22 protein-coding genes are annotated in these 22,630 nt (G+C 44.0%); 18 read left to right on the top strand and 4 right to left on the bottom strand.

The genetic code is table 11. From position 1 onward, the window contains the following. The 3 genes from AAYR28_RS17940 to AAYR28_RS17930 all read left to right on the top strand — a co-directional run bounded on the left by AAYR28_RS17940 (position 1) and on the right by AAYR28_RS17930 (position 1,925). On the top strand, positions 1-330 hold the full coding sequence (locus AAYR28_RS17940) for a PTS lactose/cellobiose transporter subunit IIA (protein WP_024423898.1): 330 nt from the start codon (positions 1-3) through the stop codon (positions 328-330). A gap of 65 nt (positions 331-395) precedes the next feature. Continuing rightward, positions 396-1,244, top strand: coding sequence for a polysaccharide deacetylase family protein (locus tag AAYR28_RS17935; RefSeq protein ID WP_120207969.1), 849 nt, complete (start codon positions 396-398; stop codon positions 1,242-1,244). Between the two features lie 312 nt (positions 1,245-1,556). Then, positions 1,557-1,925 (top strand): VOC family protein, encoded by a 369-nt coding sequence (locus AAYR28_RS17930; RefSeq protein ID WP_120207968.1) that lies wholly within the window; start codon positions 1,557-1,559, stop codon positions 1,923-1,925. Between the two features lie 44 nt (positions 1,926-1,969). On the opposite strand, the gene ribD is transcribed toward AAYR28_RS17930, so the two are convergent. The 3 genes from ribD to AAYR28_RS17915 are packed head-to-tail and all read right to left on the bottom strand — an operon-like array spanning position 1,970 to position 4,680. Next, positions 1,970-3,061: a bifunctional diaminohydroxyphosphoribosylaminopyrimidine deaminase/5-amino-6-(5-phosphoribosylamino)uracil reductase RibD gene (gene ribD / locus AAYR28_RS17925; RefSeq protein WP_120207966.1), complete on the bottom strand. Its 1,092-nt coding sequence runs from the start codon at positions 3,059-3,061 to the stop codon at positions 1,970-1,972. Beyond that, the gene (locus AAYR28_RS17920; protein ID WP_041118240.1) at positions 3,048-3,809 is read right to left on the bottom strand and encodes a GTP cyclohydrolase II; all 762 of its coding nucleotides are present in this window, start codon (positions 3,807-3,809) and stop codon (positions 3,048-3,050) included. Before AAYR28_RS17920 ends, ribD begins: the two co-directional genes overlap by 14 nt. A gap of 16 nt (positions 3,810-3,825) precedes the next feature. Further along, positions 3,826-4,680 (bottom strand): VOC family protein, encoded by an 855-nt coding sequence (locus tag AAYR28_RS17915; protein WP_345808893.1) that lies wholly within the window; start codon positions 4,678-4,680, stop codon positions 3,826-3,828. Between the two features lie 177 nt (positions 4,681-4,857). On the opposite strand from AAYR28_RS17915, the gene AAYR28_RS17910 reads away from it, so the two are divergent. From AAYR28_RS17910 to cydC, 15 genes are all read left to right on the top strand, one after another. Further along, a complete protein-coding gene (locus AAYR28_RS17910) occupies positions 4,858-5,190 on the top strand; it encodes a winged helix-turn-helix transcriptional regulator (protein ID WP_024427514.1) in 333 nt (110 codons plus the stop codon). 370 nt (positions 5,191-5,560) lie between these two features. Then, a complete protein-coding gene (locus AAYR28_RS17905; protein WP_120207964.1) occupies positions 5,561-6,019 on the top strand; it encodes an NEAT domain-containing protein in 459 nt (152 codons plus the stop codon). A gap of 20 nt (positions 6,020-6,039) precedes the next feature. Continuing rightward, positions 6,040-6,693, top strand: a complete 654-nt coding sequence (isdC, locus tag AAYR28_RS17900) for a heme uptake protein IsdC (RefSeq protein ID WP_046312772.1) — start codon at positions 6,040-6,042, stop codon at positions 6,691-6,693. A gap of 19 nt (positions 6,694-6,712) precedes the next feature. Beyond that, complete coding sequence (locus AAYR28_RS17895) at positions 6,713-8,524, top strand: NEAT domain-containing protein (RefSeq protein ID WP_120207962.1); 1,812 nt, start codon at positions 6,713-6,715, stop codon at positions 8,522-8,524. 123 nt (positions 8,525-8,647) lie between these two features. Continuing rightward, positions 8,648-9,487 (top strand): heme ABC transporter substrate-binding protein IsdE, encoded by an 840-nt coding sequence (isdE, locus tag AAYR28_RS17890; protein WP_375153291.1) that lies wholly within the window; start codon positions 8,648-8,650, stop codon positions 9,485-9,487. Positions 9,488-9,520: 33 nt separating this feature from the next. Beyond that, positions 9,521-10,507 carry a FecCD family ABC transporter permease gene (locus tag AAYR28_RS17885; protein ID WP_041118234.1) on the top strand — a complete coding sequence of 329 codons (987 nt, stop codon included), beginning with the start codon at positions 9,521-9,523 and terminating at the stop codon, positions 10,505-10,507. Continuing rightward, positions 10,494-11,264, top strand: a complete 771-nt coding sequence (locus tag AAYR28_RS17880; protein WP_120207958.1) for an ABC transporter ATP-binding protein — start codon at positions 10,494-10,496, stop codon at positions 11,262-11,264. Before AAYR28_RS17885 ends, AAYR28_RS17880 begins: the two co-directional genes overlap by 14 nt. Positions 11,265-11,290: 26 nt before the next feature. After that, on the top strand, positions 11,291-12,043 hold the full coding sequence (gene srtB / locus AAYR28_RS17875; RefSeq protein WP_065214946.1) for a class B sortase: 753 nt from the start codon (positions 11,291-11,293) through the stop codon (positions 12,041-12,043). Between the two features lie 18 nt (positions 12,044-12,061). Further along, positions 12,062-13,000, top strand: a complete 939-nt coding sequence (locus AAYR28_RS17870; RefSeq protein WP_065214945.1) for an ABC transporter substrate-binding protein — start codon at positions 12,062-12,064, stop codon at positions 12,998-13,000. After that, entirely contained in the window at positions 12,997-14,010 is a 1,014-nt protein-coding gene (locus tag AAYR28_RS17865) for a FecCD family ABC transporter permease (RefSeq protein WP_061110257.1), read from the top strand. Before AAYR28_RS17870 ends, AAYR28_RS17865 begins: the two co-directional genes overlap by 4 nt. 7 nt (positions 14,011-14,017) lie before the next feature. Beyond that, positions 14,018-15,133 (top strand): heme oxygenase, encoded by a 1,116-nt coding sequence (gene isdG, locus AAYR28_RS17860; RefSeq protein WP_269199621.1) that lies wholly within the window; start codon positions 14,018-14,020, stop codon positions 15,131-15,133. Between the two features lie 321 nt (positions 15,134-15,454). Beyond that, on the top strand, positions 15,455-16,870 hold the full coding sequence (locus AAYR28_RS17855; RefSeq protein WP_041118224.1) for a cytochrome ubiquinol oxidase subunit I: 1,416 nt from the start codon (positions 15,455-15,457) through the stop codon (positions 16,868-16,870). Continuing rightward, a complete protein-coding gene (gene cydB, locus AAYR28_RS17850; RefSeq protein ID WP_070326179.1) occupies positions 16,857-17,873 on the top strand; it encodes a cytochrome d ubiquinol oxidase subunit II in 1,017 nt (338 codons plus the stop codon). The genes AAYR28_RS17855 and cydB overlap by 14 nt, the downstream gene beginning before the upstream one ends. Next, positions 17,873-19,609: a thiol reductant ABC exporter subunit CydD gene (gene cydD / locus AAYR28_RS17845; RefSeq protein ID WP_065214943.1), complete on the top strand. Its 1,737-nt coding sequence runs from the start codon at positions 17,873-17,875 to the stop codon at positions 19,607-19,609. The genes cydB and cydD overlap by 1 nt, the downstream gene beginning before the upstream one ends. Continuing rightward, complete coding sequence (gene cydC, locus AAYR28_RS17840; RefSeq protein WP_267527871.1) at positions 19,599-21,332, top strand: thiol reductant ABC exporter subunit CydC; 1,734 nt, start codon at positions 19,599-19,601, stop codon at positions 21,330-21,332. The genes cydD and cydC overlap by 11 nt, the downstream gene beginning before the upstream one ends. Positions 21,333-21,389: 57 nt before the next feature. On the opposite strand, the gene AAYR28_RS17835 is transcribed toward cydC, so the two are convergent. Continuing rightward, a complete protein-coding gene (locus tag AAYR28_RS17835; RefSeq protein WP_034281462.1) occupies positions 21,390-22,427 on the bottom strand; it encodes a pectate lyase family protein in 1,038 nt (345 codons plus the stop codon). Positions 22,428-22,630 lie beyond the last annotated feature (203 nt).

The raw sequence follows: 22,630 nt of genomic DNA, 5'->3' as shown, positions 1-22,630 counted from the left end.
ATGACGGTATTAGAGGAAATGCAGGGAGCAGCCTTTCAAATCATTGCCCATGCAGGCGAGGCAAGAAGTCATTATGTAGAAGCGATTCGTCTAGCAAGAGCGGATGATTTTGAAAAAGCGCAGCAGTTGATCGAAAAAGGGGAGGAAGCGTTTCGAAGCATCCACAACCTGCATCTGTCGCTGATTCAAAAAGAAGCGGCAGGTGAACAGCTTCCTTTTTCTTTACTGCTCATACACGCAGAAGATCAAATGCTCACAACAGAGACCATTCATCTGCTCGCCATCGAAATGATCGAAATGTGTAAAAAAATGAATACCCTGTCAAAATAGTTGTCAATGAATAACCAATTTCTGTTATAATCATTCGGTAGATAAAGAGAAAGCAGGATTGGTGAATGAAGAAAACATGTATGCTGATGACGATTGGTCTTATGCTGCTGCTCATTTCGGGCTGTATGGGAATGAAGGAGCAGGCGGGAGGAAGCCAGCAAGTCATCAAAGAGGAAAAGGGTCCATTACAAACAAAAGACATTCAGCAGAAAAAAGAAACGGCAGTGATAGAGACAAAAAACTGGATCAAGCAAAAGGAGCCGGTCGAGCTTCCGATTTTGATGTATCACAGTATCTCAAGCGGCAACTCGTTACGTGTGCCAAAAAGCGAATTTGCATCTCATATGAAATGGCTGAAGGACAATAACTATGTCACACTGTCGCCAAAAGAGGCATATCAAGTTCTCACGACCAATTCGATACCAAGTGAAAAGTATGTTCTCATCACATTTGATGACGGATATACGGATAACTATACAAAGGCATTTCCGATTTTAAAGCAGTATGAAATGAAAGCAACGATTTTCATGATTGAGCAATCCATTGGCCGTCCAAATCACTTAACGGATGAGCAAATGGACGAGATGATGGCACATGGGATATCGATTGAGAGTCATACGATTCATCATTTAGAGCTCAATCGATTATCAAAGCAGCAGCAGGAAGAGGAGTTAAAAGGATCAAAGACATTCTTCGATCAGCGATTTTCTCAGCGTACGAGAATGGTCAGCTATCCTGTCGGGCGCTATAATGAAGAGACGTTGAAGCTGGCGAAGGAAGCCGGATATCAAATGGCTGTCACCACTGAACCAGGACATGCGAAGAAGGAACAAGGCATGATGTCATTGCACCGCGTCCGTATTTCACCGGGACTTTCACCAGAAAGCTTTGGCAGGCTGGTAGAAGGGAAGTAACGATCAATGTTTCACATGAAACATTTTTCGACAAGTTTCACCAAAATGAATCACCGCCCATACACCTTGACATGATATGTCTTGGTTTCAACTGTTATTATAAGAGACACTTAGATAGACAGAACTTTCATTACCAGGGGAGTTCTGTTTTTTAAAATTGTCATTCAAACCCTACATCGTAAGAAACACCTCAATGAAAGACTCAAAGTATCAAGCCCGCCAATGAAGTAAGAATCAAATATTGCTCAGCAACGCAAAACTTAAGAAACCCTACATAGAAAAACCAATTGAGAAAAGAAAGGGAGAAGAAATATGTCAAACTTTTTTGGAATCGACCATGTTCAACTAGCTGCCCCAAAAGGCAGTGAAGAGAAAGCTCGTTTGTTTTTTGGCAAAATTTTAGGGATGAAAGAAATACCTAAGCCTAGTAATCTAGCTAAACGTGGAGGTGTCTGGTTCCAATGCGGTCATCATCAGCTTCACATTGGCATTCAGGAACATTTTCAAGCTGCAAAGAAAGCTCATCCAGCTTTTCTTGTAAAGAGCCTATCGGAATTAAAAGAGGTATTATTGAAGCATCAGATTAGTATAAAAGAAGATGAGCCATTGGAGGGAGCCAATCGGTTTTATGTAGAAGATCCTTTTGGGAATCGAATTGAGTTTTTAGAGAGAAGAGACTAGAAGACAAAAAGAAGGCTGTCGAGGAAATCTCGACAGCCTGTTTGTTATTGATAAACGGGATAGCCCGTTATTTTAATATCTTTTCCGAGTGGTTCCACGGTGAGTTGATCCAGTTCAATGGCATCACTCATGAGGCGTATGCCTTCGCCTCCGAAAAAGGAAGGGGAAAGTCGTCCTCCAATGAGCTTAGGCGCCATATAGATGACGAGTTTATCTACAAGCTGCTGCTCTAAGAATGAGGCGTTAATCTGGCCGCCGCCTTCAATCATGAGAGAGGAGATATTTTTTTCTCCCAGCACTTGAAGCACTTCTTTCAGGGGCACCCGCGTGTCGCTGTCTGTCATGAAGACACGGACGCCAGCTTCTTCTAAAGCCGCTCGTTTTTCCTTATCGGCTTGCTTTGTTGTAAAGATCCATGTAGGTGCCATCTGATCCGTGACGATCTTTGCTGTCAGTGGTGTTGATAGCTTAGAGTCTAAGACAATTCGAATCGGATTATTCCCATTTGGAATCCGGGCAGTTAATGAAGGATCATCGTGAATGACGGTTTGAGCACCGACCAAAATCGCATCATTGATACTGCGGATATGGTGAGCGTCATAACGGGATGTCTCAGATGTAATCCACTTGCTGTCAGACGTGGCAGAGGCGATTTTTCCATCTAAGGTAATGCCTGCTTTGAGCGTCACAAAAGGTGTTTTTTTTGTAATAAAGTGATTAAATACTTCATTCATCAGAATGGATTCTTGTTCAAGTACGCCCGTGATGACTTGAATGCCTGCGTCTTGTAAAATGGCAATCCCGCGGCCAGCGACAAGCGGATTCGGATCAAGTGCTGCCACGACAACAGTTTCGACGCCGGCTTTTACAAGTGCTTCCGCGCAAGGGCCTGTGCGTCCATGGTGGGAACAAGGCTCGAGGGTCACATAAATAGTGGCTCCTTTTGCTTTGTCTCCGGCCATGTTGAGTGCATGAATTTCAGCATGTGGTTCACCGGCTTTCATATGAGCACCGACTCCAACAATTTCATTCTCTCGCACAATCACAGCCCCGACGAGCGGGTTCGGAGATGTCTGACCTTTCATTGCCCGTGCATTATCAAGGGCTAGCTTCATATATCGCTCATGATGTGGCAATCGTACGCACCTCTTGCTCCGCCTTCATGTGACCTGAGCGGTTGATTTTTGTCTGCAAATATTTTTCGTTAAATTCAGAGACATCTCCCCAAAGCGGAATGCGTCCAGAAAGAGATAAGCCTGCATGGCTGATCGCATCTGTCTTTTTCGGATTATTGGTAATGAGTCTGACTGGCTTTGTACGAAGTGTTTGAAGAACGGCAATGGCTTCTTCATATTGACGTGTGTCATCTTCAAAACCAAGTGCTTCGTTCGCTTCTACTGTATCGTAGCCGTTTTCTTGAAGAATATAAGCCATGGCTTTACTGAAAAGACCAATGCCGCGGCCTTCATGATTGGCTAAGTAAAACAAGGCTCCTGCCCCATTGTCCTCGATCATTCGCATAGACTGCTTCAATTGGAATCCGCAGTCGCAGCGCTTGCTTCCGAAAATATCGCCAGTGTGGCAAATGGAATGCATGCGGATAAGGGCTTCGTCAGCTTGCTCAAAATCCCCGTATACTAGAACGCTTGACTGCTGATGATCAGCAAGCTGGCGGGACGAGAGGCTTTCAATTAAAGCTTCATCTGTCAATGGCTCTTTTCCATCGTCTTTTAACCATGAATACCAGTTGAACATGACAGTTCTGCCGTCTAAATTCACTGGCAGTTTAATGGGTCCAGTGATATATATATACCCGTCTTCTTGCTGTACTCGTTTGATTTTATCTTTTAATATGGCTGTTTTAAGCTCTGTGTGTTTGTCCATATTCTGCACCTTCTTTTTAGTCTGTTTCTTCAATCTGTAAACGAACGAGAACGCCAAATGGATCAACAAATTCGCTGCTTTTTCCTGTCGTGTTGACTTGAGTGCCTGCTTTTGTCAGGCGTTCGATGACGGATTGTCTGTCTGCTTCTTCTGGGAAAACCAGTGTATAGCTTCTAATTCCTGAAAAACGTGGATCAATGGCTCCTTTTCGTCCGCGTCCCCATGCATTAAAGGCAAGGTGGTGGTGGTACACACCAGCAGCGATAAATACGCTTGCTGGTGGAGCCATTCGGATATGAAAACCGAGCGTATGGACATAAAAGGAATCTGCTTCTTCTGGGTTGAGATGGAAATGCAAGTGTCCCATCACTGTACCCGCAGGGAGTCCTTCCCATGTGGTATCAGCGGCTTCCTGAAGGAGACCATCTCCATCAAGCGGTGCATTTCCGCCACCTTTCAGTTCTCCATGCTCACCTACCCAAATGTGCTGAGGACGGTCAGCATAAATTTCTACGCCAATGCCGTCAGGATCACTTAAATAAATGGCTTCACTGAAAAAGTGATCGCTTGCTCCAATTAAAGGATAGCCTTTTTTGATCACATGTGCCAGCCATGTGCCCAGGTTTTTTCTGGTAGGTAATAAAACAGCAAAATGATAAAGTCCTGGCTCATGATCAGGCTTCTCTTTGAGCTGTGCATCTTCTTTTAACAAAAGAATCGGTTCCTTTGCATTGCTGCCAAGTGTCACCGTGGAATCTGTTTTTTCTAATATAGTAAATCCTAAAATGTCTGTATAAAAAGGTAAAGAACGATCAAAGCTGGATACATGTAATTCTGTCACACCCAACCTTAGCTGCTCAATTGTCTTCAAGCTCGGTCATCTCCTTCATGATATATGCATCGGCATGTTCAAATGTTTTTGAAAATCTATAAAAAATGAATACCTTGTTACTTTTAGTAACTAAACTATATAATAGTTAGTGACTTATTTCAAGTAATTAATTGTGTTATAATGAAAAAAAGAGAAAAAAGCAGGAGGGAGTAAGATATGGCTCAAGTAGATGGCTGCCCAATTACAGATGCCATGGAGATTCTAGGCAAGAAGTGGGTCATTCTCATCATCAATCAGCTTCTGACAGGGCCTAAGCGTTTTTGTCAGCTTGAAAATGAAATGAACATCAGCGGAAGATTACTATCAGAAAGGCTGAAGGATTTAGAAGCTGAGGGACTTGTTGAGAAAAAAGTATATCCCGACATTCCAGTGCGGATAGAATACGAATTAACAGTGCAAGGGAAGAAAATTGAACCGATTATTCGTGAAATGTATGCTTGGTCTTTAGATCGTAAAAACAGCAAAATAGAGGAACATGTTCCTTCTTAATCGATTTCGATCAGTGTGTCTGATCGAAATTTTTTTTGGTGATTTTCCAGAAAACTAAGACAATAGTATGAAAAATGATATTGACAATTATTTCACCCATTATATAATATCAAGGAGAAGAGGGTTCTTTTCCCTGTAATGGAATGGAGGTTATGCCATGGTATTATGAATGGGACAGATTGCCTAAAACACGTATCATTCCATCATTTAGAAACAGACATCTTTGACTTTTTGGAAGCAAAGATTTATTTTTTCAACTCAATTGATAATGATTATCATAATCATCTATAAGTGTGTTCCAGCACTTATGAAGGTTATTTTTTTTATTGTCTATTGAGAATAATTATCAATATCATTTAGGAGGGCTCACATGAAAGTCATTCGTTCAACGTCACCCGTATTATTATTCCTTAGTTTTGTTCTATTATTTGCTCTAGCTCCTGTTAGCTCAGCCTCAGCAGCTGGCTTAGCAGATGGTCAATATTCAGCGCAATATGTGGTATGGAAAGCTGATAGCGATTCGACTTCAACAGCGAATACGTATTTCGAAAAACCAGCCAAGCTTGTCGTAAAGGATGGAAAAATCAAAGCGCAAGTCACGTTAACGAATAGTTCTTGGATCACAAGCTTTAAAACGCTCGATCAAGGTGTCTATAAAGATGCGAAGGTGATCAGTACAAATACAGCTGCTAATAAGAGAACAGTAGAATTCAATGTGAACAGCCTGACTGAGACCGTACCAGCAAAAGTGAGTGTGACTGTACCGGCTATCGGATATACAGGCAATTACGACATTCGCCTCAAGTTTGATGCGGCATCTGTTCAATAGAAAGGGAGGAAATTCGCTTGATGAAAAAAAGAATGAGGCTGTCAGTCTTCATGGCGGTTTTTTTACTGGCACTTATGCTGCCTTTTTCAAACGCACAGGCTGCCGCATTAAAGGATGGTACATACTCCGTCAATTATACAGTGCTAAAAGCTGAAGGAAATGCGGTCTCAATGGCAAATGATTACTGGCTAAAACCAGCAAAAGTGATAGCGAAAAATGGGAACCTGACAATACAAATGACAATTAAAAATAGCAGCTGGGTAACGGAATTTAAAGTACCGGGAAATGGCGGCTATGTCGATACAACCGTTCTCTCAACAAATAAAAAAGCCAATACAAGGCTCGTTCAGTTCCAAGCTCAAAGCTTGTCTAAACCAATCAAGTCAAAAATTCATGTCACTGTGAAATCTGCTGATTATGATCATGATTACACCATTCAGCTGAAATTCGATGAAAGCAGCATCAAGTCACTTTCGTCTAACAATGCAAATCAATCAGCGGGTGCAGCAGAAAGTCAGCAGCCATCAAAAGAATCAACGAACAAAGCTGATTCATCCACAACGAAACAAGAAGAAAATCCTCAAACTGGTGATACAAGCCAGACAGGGTGGCTCCTTGTGCTTGTCTTATGTTCAGGCGGGTTTTTAGCAAGAAAGTGGATCATCAAGCATTAACGGAAGGAAGTGTCACCATTTGAAACGTCTTTTTCATCTAAAGGCAGCCATTCTGCTCGTTTTATTCAGTTTGTTGACTGCGTTTCAGATTCCTCAAGGAACAGCTCAAGCGGCATCATTCGTTGATGGTGAATACACAGTTGGATTCACCGTTTTAAAAAATGGCAGCACAGAAGCGTCCATGATGGATACTTATACAGAAAAGCCAGCTAAGCTGATTGTGGAAAATGGCAAGAAAACAGCCTATGTCACACTGAAGCAAAGCAAAGAAATAACAGATTTCAAGGTCGAACAAAATGGTGCTCTCGTTACCACTGAAACGGTCAGTGAGGACGAAACAGCCAATACACGTGTGATCAAATTTAATGTCGACGACTTATCAGCGAAATTAAACGGCTGGGTGAAAATTTACTGGGATTTAGGCGGCTTTATTTATGACGAAGCATATGACGTACAGCTTGCATTCGATCAAAGCAGCCTCACACTCGTTACGCCTGCAAAACCAGATGATAACGAAACAAAACCGGATGACCAAAACGGTACAAAGCCAGACGATAACGAAACAAAACCGGATGACCAAAACGGTACAAAGCCAGACGATAACGAAACAAAACCGGATGATCAAAATGGTACAAAGCCAGACGATCAACCGACAAAACCAGGTAATAACAATGGCACAAAACCAGATGATTCCGCGCAAAATCAATTAAAAGATGGCGTATATCGTATTAATTACAGTGTACTAAAAGGGGATACGGATGAGGCATCTCGAATGAGTGATTACTTCTCACATCCTGCATCCTTAACTGTCAAAAATGGAAAGCAAACCATTTCCTTTACGGTGAAGGACCATAAGTCTGTCGCTTCTTTGAAAACAGAGAAAGACGGTTCTTATCAAGAAGCCAAAACAGTCAGCAAGGATGAAGCAAAGAACACAAGAGTGGTTTCATTTGATGTAGATGATTTGAAAAAAGCGGTAAAAGGAAAAGTACACATTGTAGTAGCAGCCGCTAACTATGACCAAACCTACGATATTCGTTTTCAATTTGATTCAAAGAGTATCGCTCCAGTGAAGGACGGGCAGGTGGTAGAGGAAGAAACACCAGCTGCACCAGAAACACCAAAACCAAACACACCAACAACAGAAACAAATAACGGCGAAGCAAATCAAGAGACGGCTCAGCTAAAAGATGGTGTATACAAGCTTCCTTTCTCAATGAAGAAAGCAGACAAGGATGAGCTTTCTCGTATGAACGATTACGTTGTGAGTCCTGCGACACTGGTTGTAAAAAATGGCCGCCATTTCGTTTCATATACAGTGAAGAACAGCTCAGCGATCACGTCATTCCAAGTAGGAACAGGCGGAAAGTTTGAGGAGACACTTGTCGCGAAGACAGATCAAAAAGCAGATACACGCGTCATTCAATATGAAGCAAAAAGTTTAAGTGGAGCTCAGGCTGCACGCGTAAAAATTGATATTCCAGCTGCGAACTACCATGAGCAGTACGATGTCAAACTCGTCTATGACACAAAAGGAATCGCTCTCGGTGAGGGAAGCGGAATTTCAACGGTCATTGGAGACGATGAGAGTATCGGCTTTATCAAAAATCCAAATGATCACGATTCTCCAACGAATCAACTTGAGAATGCAGTACCTGAGGAAACGGGTGCGGAGCAGATGACATTTACGCCATCAGATGATCAAACCAAATCTGAGTCTGGACAGCTGAATCCGAAAACGGGAGATACCTCTCTTCTTTGGGTGTATATTCTTTTATTCGGCGGTTCGTTATTGGTACTCGTCAGAAAATATCAAACACGGACAAGATAGACTGTTTATTTTATGTGAGATGCGCCATTTATGCTGGCGCATCCACTCTCTTTTTTCGAAAGGAGGCTTCTATTTTTGAAGCATCGAATATTATGTACCTTGATCGCTGCCTTCAGTGTGTGCATGATCTTATCGGGCTGCTCACAGTCAGCTGAAAGCTCAGCAAAAGGCAAAAAAAGCGCTGAATCAAGTGAGCGCATTGTAGCAACGACTGTAGCTGCTGCGGAGATCATGGATGCTTTAGAGGTGGATCTTGTCGGGGTGCCAACAAGTCAAAAATCTTTGCCAGCTCGTTACAAAGGACTGCCGGAAGTCGGTAACCCAATGAGCCCGGACATGGAAATCATCCAATCACTTCAACCGACAGATGTCCTTTCTGTCACAACCCTTCAATATGATTTAGAGACACCCTTTCAGCAAGCAGGTGTCCCTGCCACATACCTAAATCTCGAGAGCATGGCTGACATGGAGAAGGCCATCACGAAGCTTGGAGATCAGTATGACAGAAAGAAGCAGGCTGAACGCATTGTGTCTGAGTTTGAGCAAAAAAAGAAAGACATTCAAGAGAGAACGAAAGGAAAACGCAAGCCGTCCGTTCTGATTTTGCTTGGTGTGCCAGGCAGTTATTTGGTGGCGACAGAGAATTCATATATTGGTGATCTTGTGCGTATCGCAGGAGGAAAGAATATTGTCAAAGGCGAGAAAATGGAGTATTTGGCATCCAATACGGAATATTTACAAAAAGCCAATCCAGATATCATTCTCCGGGCCGCACATGGGATGCCAGACGAAGTCGTCCAAATGTTTGATGAAGAATTCAAAACAAATGACATCTGGAAACATTTCAATGCGGTCAAACAAGACCGGGTGTATGACCTCGAAGAAAGCTTATTCGGGACAACAGGCAATTTAAAGGCAGCAGAAGCATTAGATGAATTGACTCGTATGTTGTATCCGTCATAAGCGGCGAATCTTAATGATAAAAGGACGTTCAAGATGAAAAAAACAGGGATTTTATTTCTGATAGTCAGTCTCTTACTGGTCTGCGTATTTATTTATTCAGCCATTACTGGGAGCATTCATGTCACCCCATTTGAATTATTAGAAGGGCTCATCACCGGTCAACATGCACAGGTAGAAATCATTAAAGATTTGAGAATTCCCCGCATGCTTATCGCGATGTTTACAGGGGCCGCCTTATCTGTCTCCGGTGTACTGCTGCAGTCGGTCATGAGGAATCCGTTAGCTGATGCCGGCGTCATTGGCATTTCATCAGGAGCCAGCTTCTTTTCATTAATGGCGATTACAGCGCTTCCTCAATTTTATTTCTACTCTCCTTTATTTTCGGTTTTAGGCGGGGCTATTGCGTGTTTCCTCGTGTACGTTCTGTCTTGGAAGGGTGGTTTAAGCCCGATCCGCATGATCTTGGTTGGGATCGCCATCAATGCCATGTTTACTGGGATGGCTGAAGCATTTGTGACCATTTGCAGCTATTTCAATATCACAATTAATCAGTCAGGGCAGTCGAATCTCACGATGAAAACGTGGGGAGATGTCCGTTTAATCGGTGTCTATGGTGTCGCCGGCCTTGTCGTTGCACTCTTCTTCAGCAGATGGTGCAACCTCCTGGCTCTTCAGGACAAGACAGCGAAAAATTTAGGATTGCGTGTGACCAGAATGCGCCTTTTGATTTCCATCACAGCCGTTTTACTTGCGGCGGTGACAGCTGCAGTAGCGGGCGTGATAGCCTTTGTCGGCTTGCTCATTCCGCACATTTCAAGAAGGCTTGTCGGCTCGGATCACCGGGTACTGATTCCATTTTCTGCGTTAAGCGGGGCTTTGCTTATTTTAACGGCTGATACGCTCGGCAGGACGCTTGTGGCGCCAAATGAGATTCCTGCTTCTACGATCATGGCCGTGATAGGCGGGCCGTTTCTGATCTTTTTATTAAGAAGGGGGGACCGTCTCCATGGACATTCGTGAGGTGTCATTCTCATATGATCAGCAGAAGGACATTGTTCAATCGGTCACAACACAGATTGAAAAGGGGAAAATCACAACCATTATCGGTCCAAATGGCTCGGGAAAATCCACACTGCTTTCCTTAATGGCGAATAATCATTGTCCAAATAAAGGGCAAATTCACTTAGACGGGCAAACGCTGAATACGTTCAAGCCAAAGGAGCTGGCAAAAAAGCTCGCTGTCGTCCATCAGCAAAATGAAGCGCCGCTTGATTTAACGATCGAACGGGTCGTGGCATTCGGCAGAACGCCGTACCAGACGATGCGCGGAGGAGACAAGGAAGAGGATGAGAGAGCCATAGAGTGGGCGCTGTCCAGTACAAAGCTAACGGACAAACGAAAGGTGCCGCTCGCCTCTCTGTCAGGTGGAGAGCGGCAGCGTGTATGGATTGCGATGGCGCTTGCGCAAAAAACACCAATCCTTTTCTTAGATGAACCGACAACTTATTTGGATATTTACTATCAATTTGACATTCTTGAGCTGATCCGTGAACTGAATGCCGTGCATGGATTAACGATTGTCATGGTGCTGCACGACATGAATCAGGCTGTCCGCTATAGCGATATCATCATAGCGATGAAGGATGGACAGGTTATCAGTGAAGGACAGCCAAACGATGTGTTAACAGAGGAAAACGTGCGTCACATTTATGATGTGTCCGTCACGATTAGACAGGATGCAGAAACAGGGATGTATATTGTGCCTGTTGGTATATAAGCTGTGCAAAAAGCAGGTGAGACAGTGTGAAACGAGGAAAACGGCTCTGGCAGCGGATGCTGACGATTGTTTGTTTAGGAGTGTTTATTTATAGCGGTACAGCCATCGGCTTCGAACTTTTCGGTTATTATCAAAATCGCCAGGTGCTTGCAAAGGCCCAAACGATGTATGGACATCAAGAAGAAATGACTGAAAAACGGGAGCCGGGAAAGATCCGTTCGTCATTTGATGAGCTGCGGAAGGTGAATGAGGATATTGTCGGCTGGATCAATATGAAGGACACGATGATTCAGTATCCGATTGTTCAATCTCGTGATAATGCATTCTACTTAACTCGCAATTATTTAAAAAAAGACACCCGGGCAGGCAGTATCTTTATGGATTATCGTAATGATGTCCTGCATGAAAGCCCAAATACAGTCGTGTACGGCCATCGGATGAGGGATGGATCCATGTTCGCTGGACTCACAAACTATCTAAAAAAAGATTTCTTCCAAGAGCACCGGACATTTCAGTACGATACGCTGTATCAAAGCTATGAAGCGGAGATTTTTGCTGTGTATGAAACGACGGTTGACTTCGACTATATTCAAACCGATTTTCAAGATCTTGGCGAATATGCGCACTACTTGCAAGCTGTGCGGAAGAAATCAATCTATCAAACGAAGACAGACGTGTCCACAGATGACCTCATCCTCACCTTATCGACCTGTGATCATGTGCTTGCACCTAAAAACGGGCGTCTCGTGGTACAGGCAAAGCTAAAGAAAGTTTACTAGAAAAGGAGAGACAGGCGGTTGAAATTTTCACATGTGATCTTGGCGGGACTCGTCTTGATGCTTCTCCTCGGCGGATGCAGTCAGGCAGCACCTGTAGAGAAAGGGAGCGGGCAAGGAGCACTGAAGATAAAGGATTTTACCGGAAGAACGCTGTCGTTTGATGAATCCCCTCAGCGTATCGTCGCTTTGTCGTCTGGGGACATGAGTATTGTGTATGCTTTAGGCGGTGAGGTGGTCGGCCGGCCAACTGCCGAGTTACCAGACAGCTTACAAAAGGCAAAGTCCGTACAAACGATTGGCACAACGCATCAATTTGATGTAGAGCTGATCACAAGCTTAAAGCCTGATGTTGTGCTTGGAAATGAACAATTAAACAGCAAGGACATCTCTACAATAGAAGGAATTGGTTCACAGCTTCTTTTGACAAGCGCCAATTCAGTGAAGGACATCCAGCGTCAAATGACGTTATTTGGGGAGTTACTTGGGAAACAGCAACAGGCTAAAGCACTCAATGATCAAATTGAAGAGCGGAAAAAGCAGGTCAAGCAGCCTGAGAAAAAAGTGAAAACACTCGTTGTGTACGGGGCACCCGGCACATATATGGCGGCGCTTCCTCAATCCTTAAGCGGAGATTTACTGCATATCGCAGGGGGTGCAAACATCGCTGAGAATGAACCGGCACTCGAAAAATTCCCACAATACGCCCAAATCAATGCAGAAAAGGTGATCGAAGCCGATCCTGATCTCATTCTGCTCATGACACACAGCAATCCTGAAGATGTGAAAGCAGGTTTTATGAGTGAAATGAAACAGAATGCAGCATGGCACGATGTATCTGCTGTCAAGAATGGCCGAGTGGAGGTTCTGCCTAGTGATCTATTCGGGACGAATCCAGGCGCAGACGTCATAAAGGCGATAGATGAACTAGAGAAGAGATTGAAGCGATTGTCATCATGAAGATGAATGCAGAGTTAGATTTTCAAAAAAGACAGTCGAGACGAAGATGGCTGATACCGGGACTGCTTCTTTCGCTAGGTGTGGGCATTTGTTTAGGGCTTGCCTTAGGTTCTGTTCAATTATCGCTGCCAGATTTAATCGCTGCTTTGACGGGATCAGGCCAGCCAGTCCATGAAAAAATCGTCATGGATTTACGCCTGCCGCGCGTTCTCATAGGTTTCATCGTCGGGGCCTGTCTCGCAGCATCAGGGGCCATTTTACAAGGAGTCGTCCGAAATCCACTCGCTGACCCCGGGATCATCGGTGTGACCGCCGGCGGCGGGTTAGCTGCTGTACTCAGCATGATTGTGTTTCCGCAATTCACTTATCTGCTTCCAGCGGCTGCCTTCCTAGGGGCTTTATTAGCGGCACTTGTTGTGTATATGTTGTCGTTTGATCAAGGGGTTTCACCACTGAAATTGATTCTGGCGGGAGTGGCAGTTAATGCCCTGCTTGGTGCGGTCATGAATGGATTTATGGTGCTTTATAGTGAGCGTGTGCAGGCTGTTCTGCCTTTTTTATCAGGAGGATTAAATGGACGGAGCTGGCATCATCTGAGCTTTGTGTCACCTTATGCGATTGCTGGATTGTGTCTTTGTTTTTTTGCGATCAAGCCGGCAAATCTTCTTTTGCTTGGTGATGAGTCAGCGCAGCTGCTCGGACTTAGAGTCGAGCGAACCCGATTTTTCTTAATTGCACTGGCGGCGCTTTTGGCGGGTGCAGCTGTAAGCGTGAGCGGATTAATTGGATTTGTCGGTCTTGTCGTCCCTCATTTTATCCGCCTTTTAATTGGAGATGACTACCGGTACCTGCTGCCGATCTCAATGCTTGGCGGCGGCGTACTTGTGGTCTTTGCTGATACAGCAGCACGGGTATGGTTTACACCGGTTGAACTGCCTGTTGGTATCCTGCTTGCCTGTATCGGTGCACCTTTCTTCCTCTATTTATTAAAAAAGAAAGGGAGGGGTTAAGTTGGATGTGATTGCGATGGATGACGTGAGCCTCAGTCAAGGAGGCTTTCGGCTGTCTTCTATTTCAGCAGCTGTGCCTAAAGGAAGTGTAACAGGCATTATTGGACCAAATGGTTCAGGGAAGTCGACGTTTATTAAAGCAGCCGCACGTCTTACGTCGATTGAAAGCGGCATGATTTATATTCACGATATACCGCAAAAAGAAATGACAGCACAGGAGATTGCACAGGAAATCGCCGTTCTGATGCAGACGAGAACGGCGATCCCATCGATGACAGTACGTGAGCTGGTCGCACTTGGACGCAGTCCGCATCGTTCGATCTGGAAAAAGAGCTCGAAGACAGATCAGGAAGCGGTAGAGTGGGCGCTTGATGTGACAAATAGCCGCGTGAATGAAAACAGGATGCTGCATACATTGTCAGGCGGAGAAAGGCAAAAGGCGTATATTGCAATGGCACTGGCTCAGAAGACAGAGACGATTATTCTGGATGAGCCTACCACTTACTTAGATATTGCGCACCAGCTTGATTTACTAGAGCTGCTCAAACAGCTGAATGAAACACATGGAATCACCATTTTAATGGTACTTCATGACCTGCAGCAGGCAGCAAAATATTGTGACCGCCTGATTGCGATGAAGCGTGGTCAGGTTTACCAAATAGGGACACCAAAGGAAGTATTAACAGAAAACTTTTTCAAAGAGGTATTTGGGATTCAGGCAGAGGTTCACCTAGATGGAGAGCATCCGCTCATTATCCCAATCGCTTCGATCCAACAACAAAAGGGAGATGAACCAAACATGATCATTGTAAACAACCAGGTTAGAGTAGAAAAAGGCAGTGCAGACCACCTTGTTAAGCGTTTTAACAAGCAGGGACAAGTAGAATTCATGGAAGGATTTTTAGGCATGGAAGTCTGGGTCACGCAGCAGACAACTGATTACGATGAGGTGACCATTCATACCCGCTGGAATCGAAAAGAAGACTTTGTGAACTGGACAAAATCTCAGGCATTTGGAGATGCACACGCTCACGGAAAAGCGAAACCTGAAGGCCTATTAAAAAACAAAATTACGTACTATGAAGTCCAAGTGACAAGACCTGCTTTACAGAAAAAAGCCTAAAAAGAAAAACAGCGCTGCGGCCCACATGCAGCGCTGTTTTTTTGCGATTTTTTATTTTCCGTCACATATTTTTGACAAAGTATTCAAACAACTGACACAATACCATCCAATTTTTAGGTAAAATTTACTTTATTTTTGAAGCGTATGGGTGTAAAGTACAGGTATAAATAACTAACCGAATGAAAATCAAGAGTAAAATTTCACCTAGCGAACCATTTCAAATGGACTTTTATTTGTGAAACATTGAACAAATGGTGAATATTTTGTGAAGTGGTGAGCATGAATCGTTCGGCATGTGAAAGTAAGGGAGGATGTAAGGCTGTGAGTGAGCTGTTTTTAGCAAGATTTCAATTTGCTTCAACGACATTATTTCATTTTATTTTTGTTCCTATGTCAATAGGTTTGGTGTTTATCGTCGCATTGATGCAGACCCTTTATGTCGTCAAGAAAAAAGACATCTATAAAAAGATGGCGAAGTTTTGGGGTCACCTGTTCTTACTTAACTTTGCAGTAGGTGTGGTAACAGGGATTCTGCAGGAATTCCAGTTTGGGATGAACTGGTCAGATTATTCAAGGTTTGTCGGTGATGTCTTTGGTGCACCGCTTGCCATTGAAGCACTTTTGGCCTTTTTCCTTGAATCTACATTTATTGGACTTTGGATATTCGGCTGGGATCGTCTGCCGAAGAAGATTCATTTATTGTGCATTTGGCTTGTTTCCCTTGGTACGATCTTTTCGGCATTTTGGATTTTACTCGCTAACTCATTTATGCAGGAGCCAGTTGGATTTGCCATTAAAAATGGCCGTGCAGAAATGAATGATTTTGGCGCTCTTGTGACGAACCCGCAGCTTTGGGTTGAGTTTCCGCACGTTCTATTTGGTGCACTGGCAACAGGAGCTTTCTTTATTGCAGGAGTTAGTGCCTATAAAATGATCAAAAAACAAGAAATCGCCTTTTTCAAAAAATCATTCCAGATTGCGATGGTCCTCGCTTTAATTTCTGGCTTAGGTGTAGCGTTTTCTGGACATGATCAAGCGAAGCACTTAATGAAATCACAGCCAATGAAGATGGCAGCAAGTGAAGCCCTTTGGAAGGATAGTGGAGATCCAGCAGCTTGGACACTATTTGCCAACATTGACACAAATAAAAAAGAAAACTCTGCGGAGATCAATATTCCGTTTGCTTTAAGTTATTTGGCGTATCAGAAGTTCAGTGGAGATGTTCCAGGCATGCTGACACTTCAAAAAGAATATGAAGCCAAGTTTGGTCCTGGAGACTACATTCCGCCAGTGAAAACAACATTCTGGAGCTTTAGAATCATGGTCGGTGCCGGAATGCTGATGATTTTTGCTAGTATGATTGGCTTATATTTGAGCTTTAGAAAGAAACTAGAAACGAACAAATGGTTTTTACGCTTCATGGTAGGGATGATCGCGTTCCCGTTTATTGCGAACTCAGCCGGCTGGATCATGACTGAAATTGGGCGTCAGCCGTGGACTGTCTTTGGTATGATGACGACAGCTCAATCGATTTCACCGAACGTATCGTATGGCATGCTGTTATTCTCAGTCATTAGCTTTACGGTGATGTATCTGATTCTTGCCATTTTGCTTGCCTACTTATTCATTCGAGAAATTAAAAAAGGTGCACATTCTGAAGAGGATACAGATCAAAAGGATGAAACGGACCTGTCTACAGATCCATTTGATGGAGGCGCATATCATGGTATATCTTAACGAGATTTGGTTTATTCTTGTCGCAGTATTGTTTGTTGGATTTTTCTTCTTAGAAGGATTTGATTTTGGTGTCGGGATGTCCATGCAGCTGCTTGGAAAGGACGCGCACGAGCGCCGAATTTTAATCAATACGATTGGTCCTTTCTGGGATGCGAATGAGGTCTGGCTGATTACAGCTGGCGGCGCTATTTTCGCTGCATTTCCTCACTGGTATGCCACGATGTTCAGCGGATACTATATTCCGTTTGCGGTGCTCCTCTTAGCGCTCATTGGGCGCGGAGTCGCCTTTGAATTCCGAGGGAAGGTTGAGAAAGCCTCTTGGATTAAGGCGTGGGACTGGGTGATCTTCTTTGGCAGTCTGCTTCCGCCGTTTTTGCTCGGTGTGTTATTCACGAGTATTTTACGCGGGATGCCAATTGATCAAGACATGAACATGTACGCTGGATTTACGGACTTTGTGAATCTTTACTCAGTGATCGGCGGGTTAGCTGTGACGGTTCTTTGCCTGCTGCATGGCTTGATTTTTGTCACACTTCGTACAGAGGGTGACTTAAGAGATCGTGCAAGAAAACTGGGCCAGCGTGTCCTGCTCATTGCACTCCCTGTTCTTGTTATATTTGTCGGTGTGTCCATCATTGAAACAGATATTTATACTGTACGCCCGATCATCACCATTCCATTAACTGTGCTGATTGTGGTTTGTTATGTAGCTGCCCTTGTTTTGATGAGAAAAGAACGTGATGGCTGGACTTTCTTATTCACAGGCGCAGGCATCATGGTGACGGTGTCCATGCTGTTCACTGCATTGTTCCCGCGCGTCATGATTAGTTCAATCAGTCATTCATTTGATCTCACAATTCAAAACGCTGCATCTGGATCTTATTCACTGACGGTCATGACGATTGTTGCTGTTTCTTTGCTGCCCTTTGTGCTTGGGTATCAAATTTGGAGCTATTACGTCTTCCGTAAACGTGTAAGCGGTAAGGAGCCAATGACCTACTAATGGATAAACGTTTGCTTCAATTAAAAGGAATGAGAGGGCTTCTTGCCCTCTTAGGTATTGTGTCACTCATCCAAGGAGCAAGTATTATTTTCCAAGCACAGTGGCTGGCACATGCCATTACAACGCTGTTTGACGGGAAAAGCCTCTCGCAGGCAACGCCTTATGTCATGCTGTTTCTTGCTGCCTTTGTTGTGCGGCACGGTCTCACCTTGATTCGGGAGAAGGTCATGTTTACCTACTCTTCCCGAATTGGAGCAGACGTCAGAAAGCAGCTGTTAGACCAACTCTTTCGATTAGGGCCTGCCTTCGCAAAGAAAAAAGGGACAGGAAAGCTTGTCACATTAGCAATGGAAGGAATTGCTCAATACCGTCAGTATTTACAGCTGTTTTTGCCGAAAATGGTGAACATGGCAGTGATTCCGGCGATGGTCCTTATCTATGTGTGGACATTAGATGAAACATCAGCCGTCATTTTAATTGTGACGCTGCCAATTTTAATTATTTTTATGATTTTGCTAGGCCTTGTTGCTCAGCGTAAAGCGGCCAAACAATGGAGATCGTATGAGAAATTATCCAATCATTTTACTGACTCTCTCCGGGGCCTTGAGACGCTGCGTTACTTAGGTATCAGCAAAAAACACTCCCGTCATATTGCGGAGGTGTCAAAGCGATATCGAAAAGCGACCATGAGTACACTGAAGGTCGCCTTTCTGTCATCGTTTGCCCTCGATTTCTTTTCCATGCTATCAATTGCAACCGTCGCTGTTTTTCTTGGCTTACGTTTAATTGAAGGAGAGCTTCTGTTATTTCCGGCTTTGACGGCGCTTATGCTGGCGCCGGAGTATTTTCTGCCGGTACGTGAAGTGGGAAATGATTATCATGCGACGTTAAATGGAAAAGAAGCGAATGAAGCCATGCAGGTCATTCTAGAAGAAAAAGGCTTCCGCGCCCAGGAGACACAATCTGTGCAGCTGAATAAGTGGGATGAACAATCCGTGCTCACCCTGCAGGATGTTTGTGTTCAGCATGATGAACATGCCCCTTATTCCATTCAGGATGTGGATCTCACTGTCAAAGGGAAGAAAAAAATCGGCATCATTGGTGCCAGTGGTTCAGGGAAATCGACACTAACCGATGTCCTCGGCGGTTTTGTTGAGCCGTCTTCGGGTCAAATCACGCTAAACGGCCAGCCGCTTGGTCATTTACAGATGAACGAATGGCAAAAGGAAGTTGTCTATATGCCGCAGCACCCCTATTTATTTCACATGACATTAAGAGAAAACATTCGTTTTTATGAACCAAATGCAACAGAGGAAGAAGTGGAAAGAGCGGTGCATGAAGCTGGCTTATCTCAGCTGGTTACGCAGCTGCCAAACGGATTGGACGAAGTCATTGGAGAACAGGGAAGAGAGCTAAGCGGAGGACAGGCGCAAAGAATTGCGCTTGCTCGAACTGTTCTGGGCCAGCGGTCCATTATGCTGTTAGATGAACCAACGGCGCATCTCGATATTGAAACAGAGTATGAACTGAAGAAAACAATGCTTCCACTGTTTGAACATAAACTTGTGTTCTTAGCGACACACAGACTCCATTGGATGCCGGACATGGATGAAATCATTGTCATGGATCAAGGAACCGTCGCAGAAATGGGGACACATGAATCATTAATGCAAAGAAAAGGCGTGTATTATCAATTGGTACAGGAGCAAATGGGGGCGGTCACACATGGTCAGTAAAGGCTGGTTTATACCTTATATCAAGGAGAATCAAAAGCTGTTTGCCTTGGTTTTATTTTTAGGAGCCATTGCGGTATTCTCTGCTTCTATGCTGATGTACACGTCGGGATTTCTCATTTCAAAGGCTGCGACAAGACCTGAGAATATACTCATGGTCTACGTCCCAATTGTGGCTGTACGTACCTTTGGTATTTCGCGCTCTGCTGCCCGCTACGCAGAAAGGCTGGCAAGCCATCAGCTCATTTTGACAATGATTGAAAAAATGCGTGTACGCCTCTATGACATGGCTGAACGAAGTGCCAAACAGACTAAGCTTGGGACAGGTGAAATGCTTGGTCTCTTGTCAGATGATGTGGAGAGATTGCAGGATGCCTATTTAAAAACCATCTTTCCATCCATCGGTGCACTGCTTTTATATGCCGCATCCATTGGAGCACTTGGCCTTTTCTCATGGCCTTATGCTGGACTGATGCTGCTTTATATGGCACTTCTCGTATTCGTTTTCCCATACGTCACAGTGCTTGTGAACCGGGCAAGACAAATTCAAATGAAAAAAGGCAGAAATGAACTGTACAGCCATTTAACAGATGCAGTCATGGGCGTTAGTGACTGGCTGTTCAGCGGCAGGCAGAAAGATTTTGTGGATAGATATGAACAGAAAGAAGCACAGCTGTTAGCGCTTGAAGCAGCCAAACACCGATTTATCCGCGTGCGTCAATTTTTGGCACAGCTCTTGATTGGAGGGGCTGTCGTGCTTGTTGTGTATTGGAGCGGCTCGGTTGTTCAGTCAGGATCCATGTCACACACACTGATTGCAGCCTTTGTACTTGTGCTGTTTCCATTAACAGAAGCCTTTCTTCCGCTGTCAGATGCGGCAGGTGATATTCCCGTCTATCAGCATGCTGTCAGCAGATTACATCATTATGAAAAGCAGTCATATGAAGGAGAAGCTGAGAGCAAGGCAGTGGATCAATCAGCCCTTTCTCACGATGAAGCTGTCTGTTTTGATCAAGTGTCCTTTCGGTATGACACGCATCAATATGTCCTTCAAGACCTGTCCTTTTCTCTGAAGCAAGGGGAATCACTCGCGCTTTTAGGAAAAAGCGGTGCAGGAAAATCGACCATTTTGAAATTGTTAGAAGGGGCAGTTGTTCCAAATCAAGGGGCTGTCAGCATTCAAGGAAAACCGGTTCAAAGCATTCAAGAGAAGGTGTCTGCCTATGTATCTGTGCTGAATCAACAGCCATATTTATTCGATACGTCTGTTTTAAACAATATTCGTTTAGGATCTCCAGAGGCAACAGAAGAGCAGGTAAAAGAAGCAGCTAGACAAGTGCAGCTGCATGATGACATCGAGTCTTTGCCAGAAGGTTATCACACAGGTGTTCAGGAGACAGGGGTTCGATTTTCAGGTGGAGAAAGACAGCGTATGGCGTTAGCTCGAATTTTGCTTCAGGACACGCCGGTTGTTGTATTAGATGAACCCACCGTCGGGCTTGATCCACGGACAGAGCGTGAATTGCTTGAAACCATCTTCCGTGTGTTAAAAGGGAAAACAGTTATTTGGATCACCCATCATCTGACTGGCTGTGAGGCGTGTGACCGCATCATGTTTATTGAAGACGGACGCATTGAGATGCAGGGTCAGCATCAGGAGTTACTAAAAGAAAACAAGCGTTATCAAAAGCTGTATGAAATGGATCGCCCGTTTTCTACAATATAAATGGATGAAATGACAAAAACGTTCGGACAGGAAATCTCTGCCCGAACGTTTTGTGGTTTAAGGGTTTACTTTACCAACACCTGCATTTGATATCACTTCTGATTTCACATTGTTCACGTTAAGCAAAGAGTAGTTATAAGGAGGGTTATACGTACCTGTTGAAGACGTTGGCAGACTGCCTGTGCTGTTAATATACGAGTTGTTGATGACATGCCATGTACCAACTTGACGGCTGTCCCAGCTTCCAATGGCATTTGTGGTGTTTTCAAATACGTTGTGTTCAATTCTCATTTTCGCGCCCATACGTGAGTTAATCGCTGTTGTGAGGATGTTTTTATAATAGTTGTTATAGACATGTCCTTCCCCGAAGCGCATAGACGGTACACGAGAGTTTAGGTTTTCAAAGCGGTTGTTGTGGAACGTAATTTTTCGATTGTAGTTATCGTTATCGGAGCTGCCCATGAGCATTGTTTTCCAGCTGTCATGTACATAGTTCCACGAGAAGGTAATGTAGTCAGAGTCATTTTTTACATCAAATAAACCATCGTAATCATCCTTCCCGGAATTCAATGTGTTGTACAATTCATTATGATCGACCCATATGTTTTTAGAACCGCCTTCGATCCCGATGGCATCCTTGTCACCGATTTTGCTGTGGTGGATTTTCAAGTTGCGGATGATGATGTTATTGGCACGCCATACTTTAATGCCAATTCCATTCAATTCGCCGTTCGTCCCTTTACCGACGATCGAGACATTATTTGTATCTTTCACATCGATTTTATTGGCTGATGTATTAGAAGGGGTAATGGTCCCGTCTACAACAATTTTTAATTTTTCGTTTGTTCCTTTATTTTTGAGGGCAGCCAATAGTTCATTTCCAGTTTTGACTGTGACGGTTTTACCGCCTTCACCGCCTGTTGTGCCGCCATTTAATGTGGAGAAGCCTTGTTGATTAAAGTTGGCCATAATAGAAGGGCTTTCTGGATATTTGGCTGCTGCCTTTGCCTCCCCGTTTGGTGCAAATAATGAAGTGACGAGACCAACAGCTAATACACCGGCTAACATTGGAATTTTTCTTTTCAAACTCAACATCTCCATTCTATTTTATTTTAATGAAAACGTTTCCAAAATAAGCTGTGATTCAACCACTCCTCCTTCCTTCACAAGCATTGCTTCTTTCGGAATGTAGGATGAGCATAGCATGCAAAAAGGTATCATCGGCTAAGGATAGGCGCAGCGTATTCCATGATTTTCTAGGAAGCTAAGCCAATGATTATTTCATTTTCATCTTCATG

The organism is Bacillus safensis (assembly GCF_039619585.1).
In the GTDB taxonomy this organism is placed as follows: domain Bacteria; phylum Bacillota; class Bacilli; order Bacillales; family Bacillaceae; genus Bacillus; species Bacillus safensis.
The sequence above is the reverse complement of the archived record's forward strand: the minus strand, read 5'-3'. Positions and strand labels throughout refer to the sequence as shown.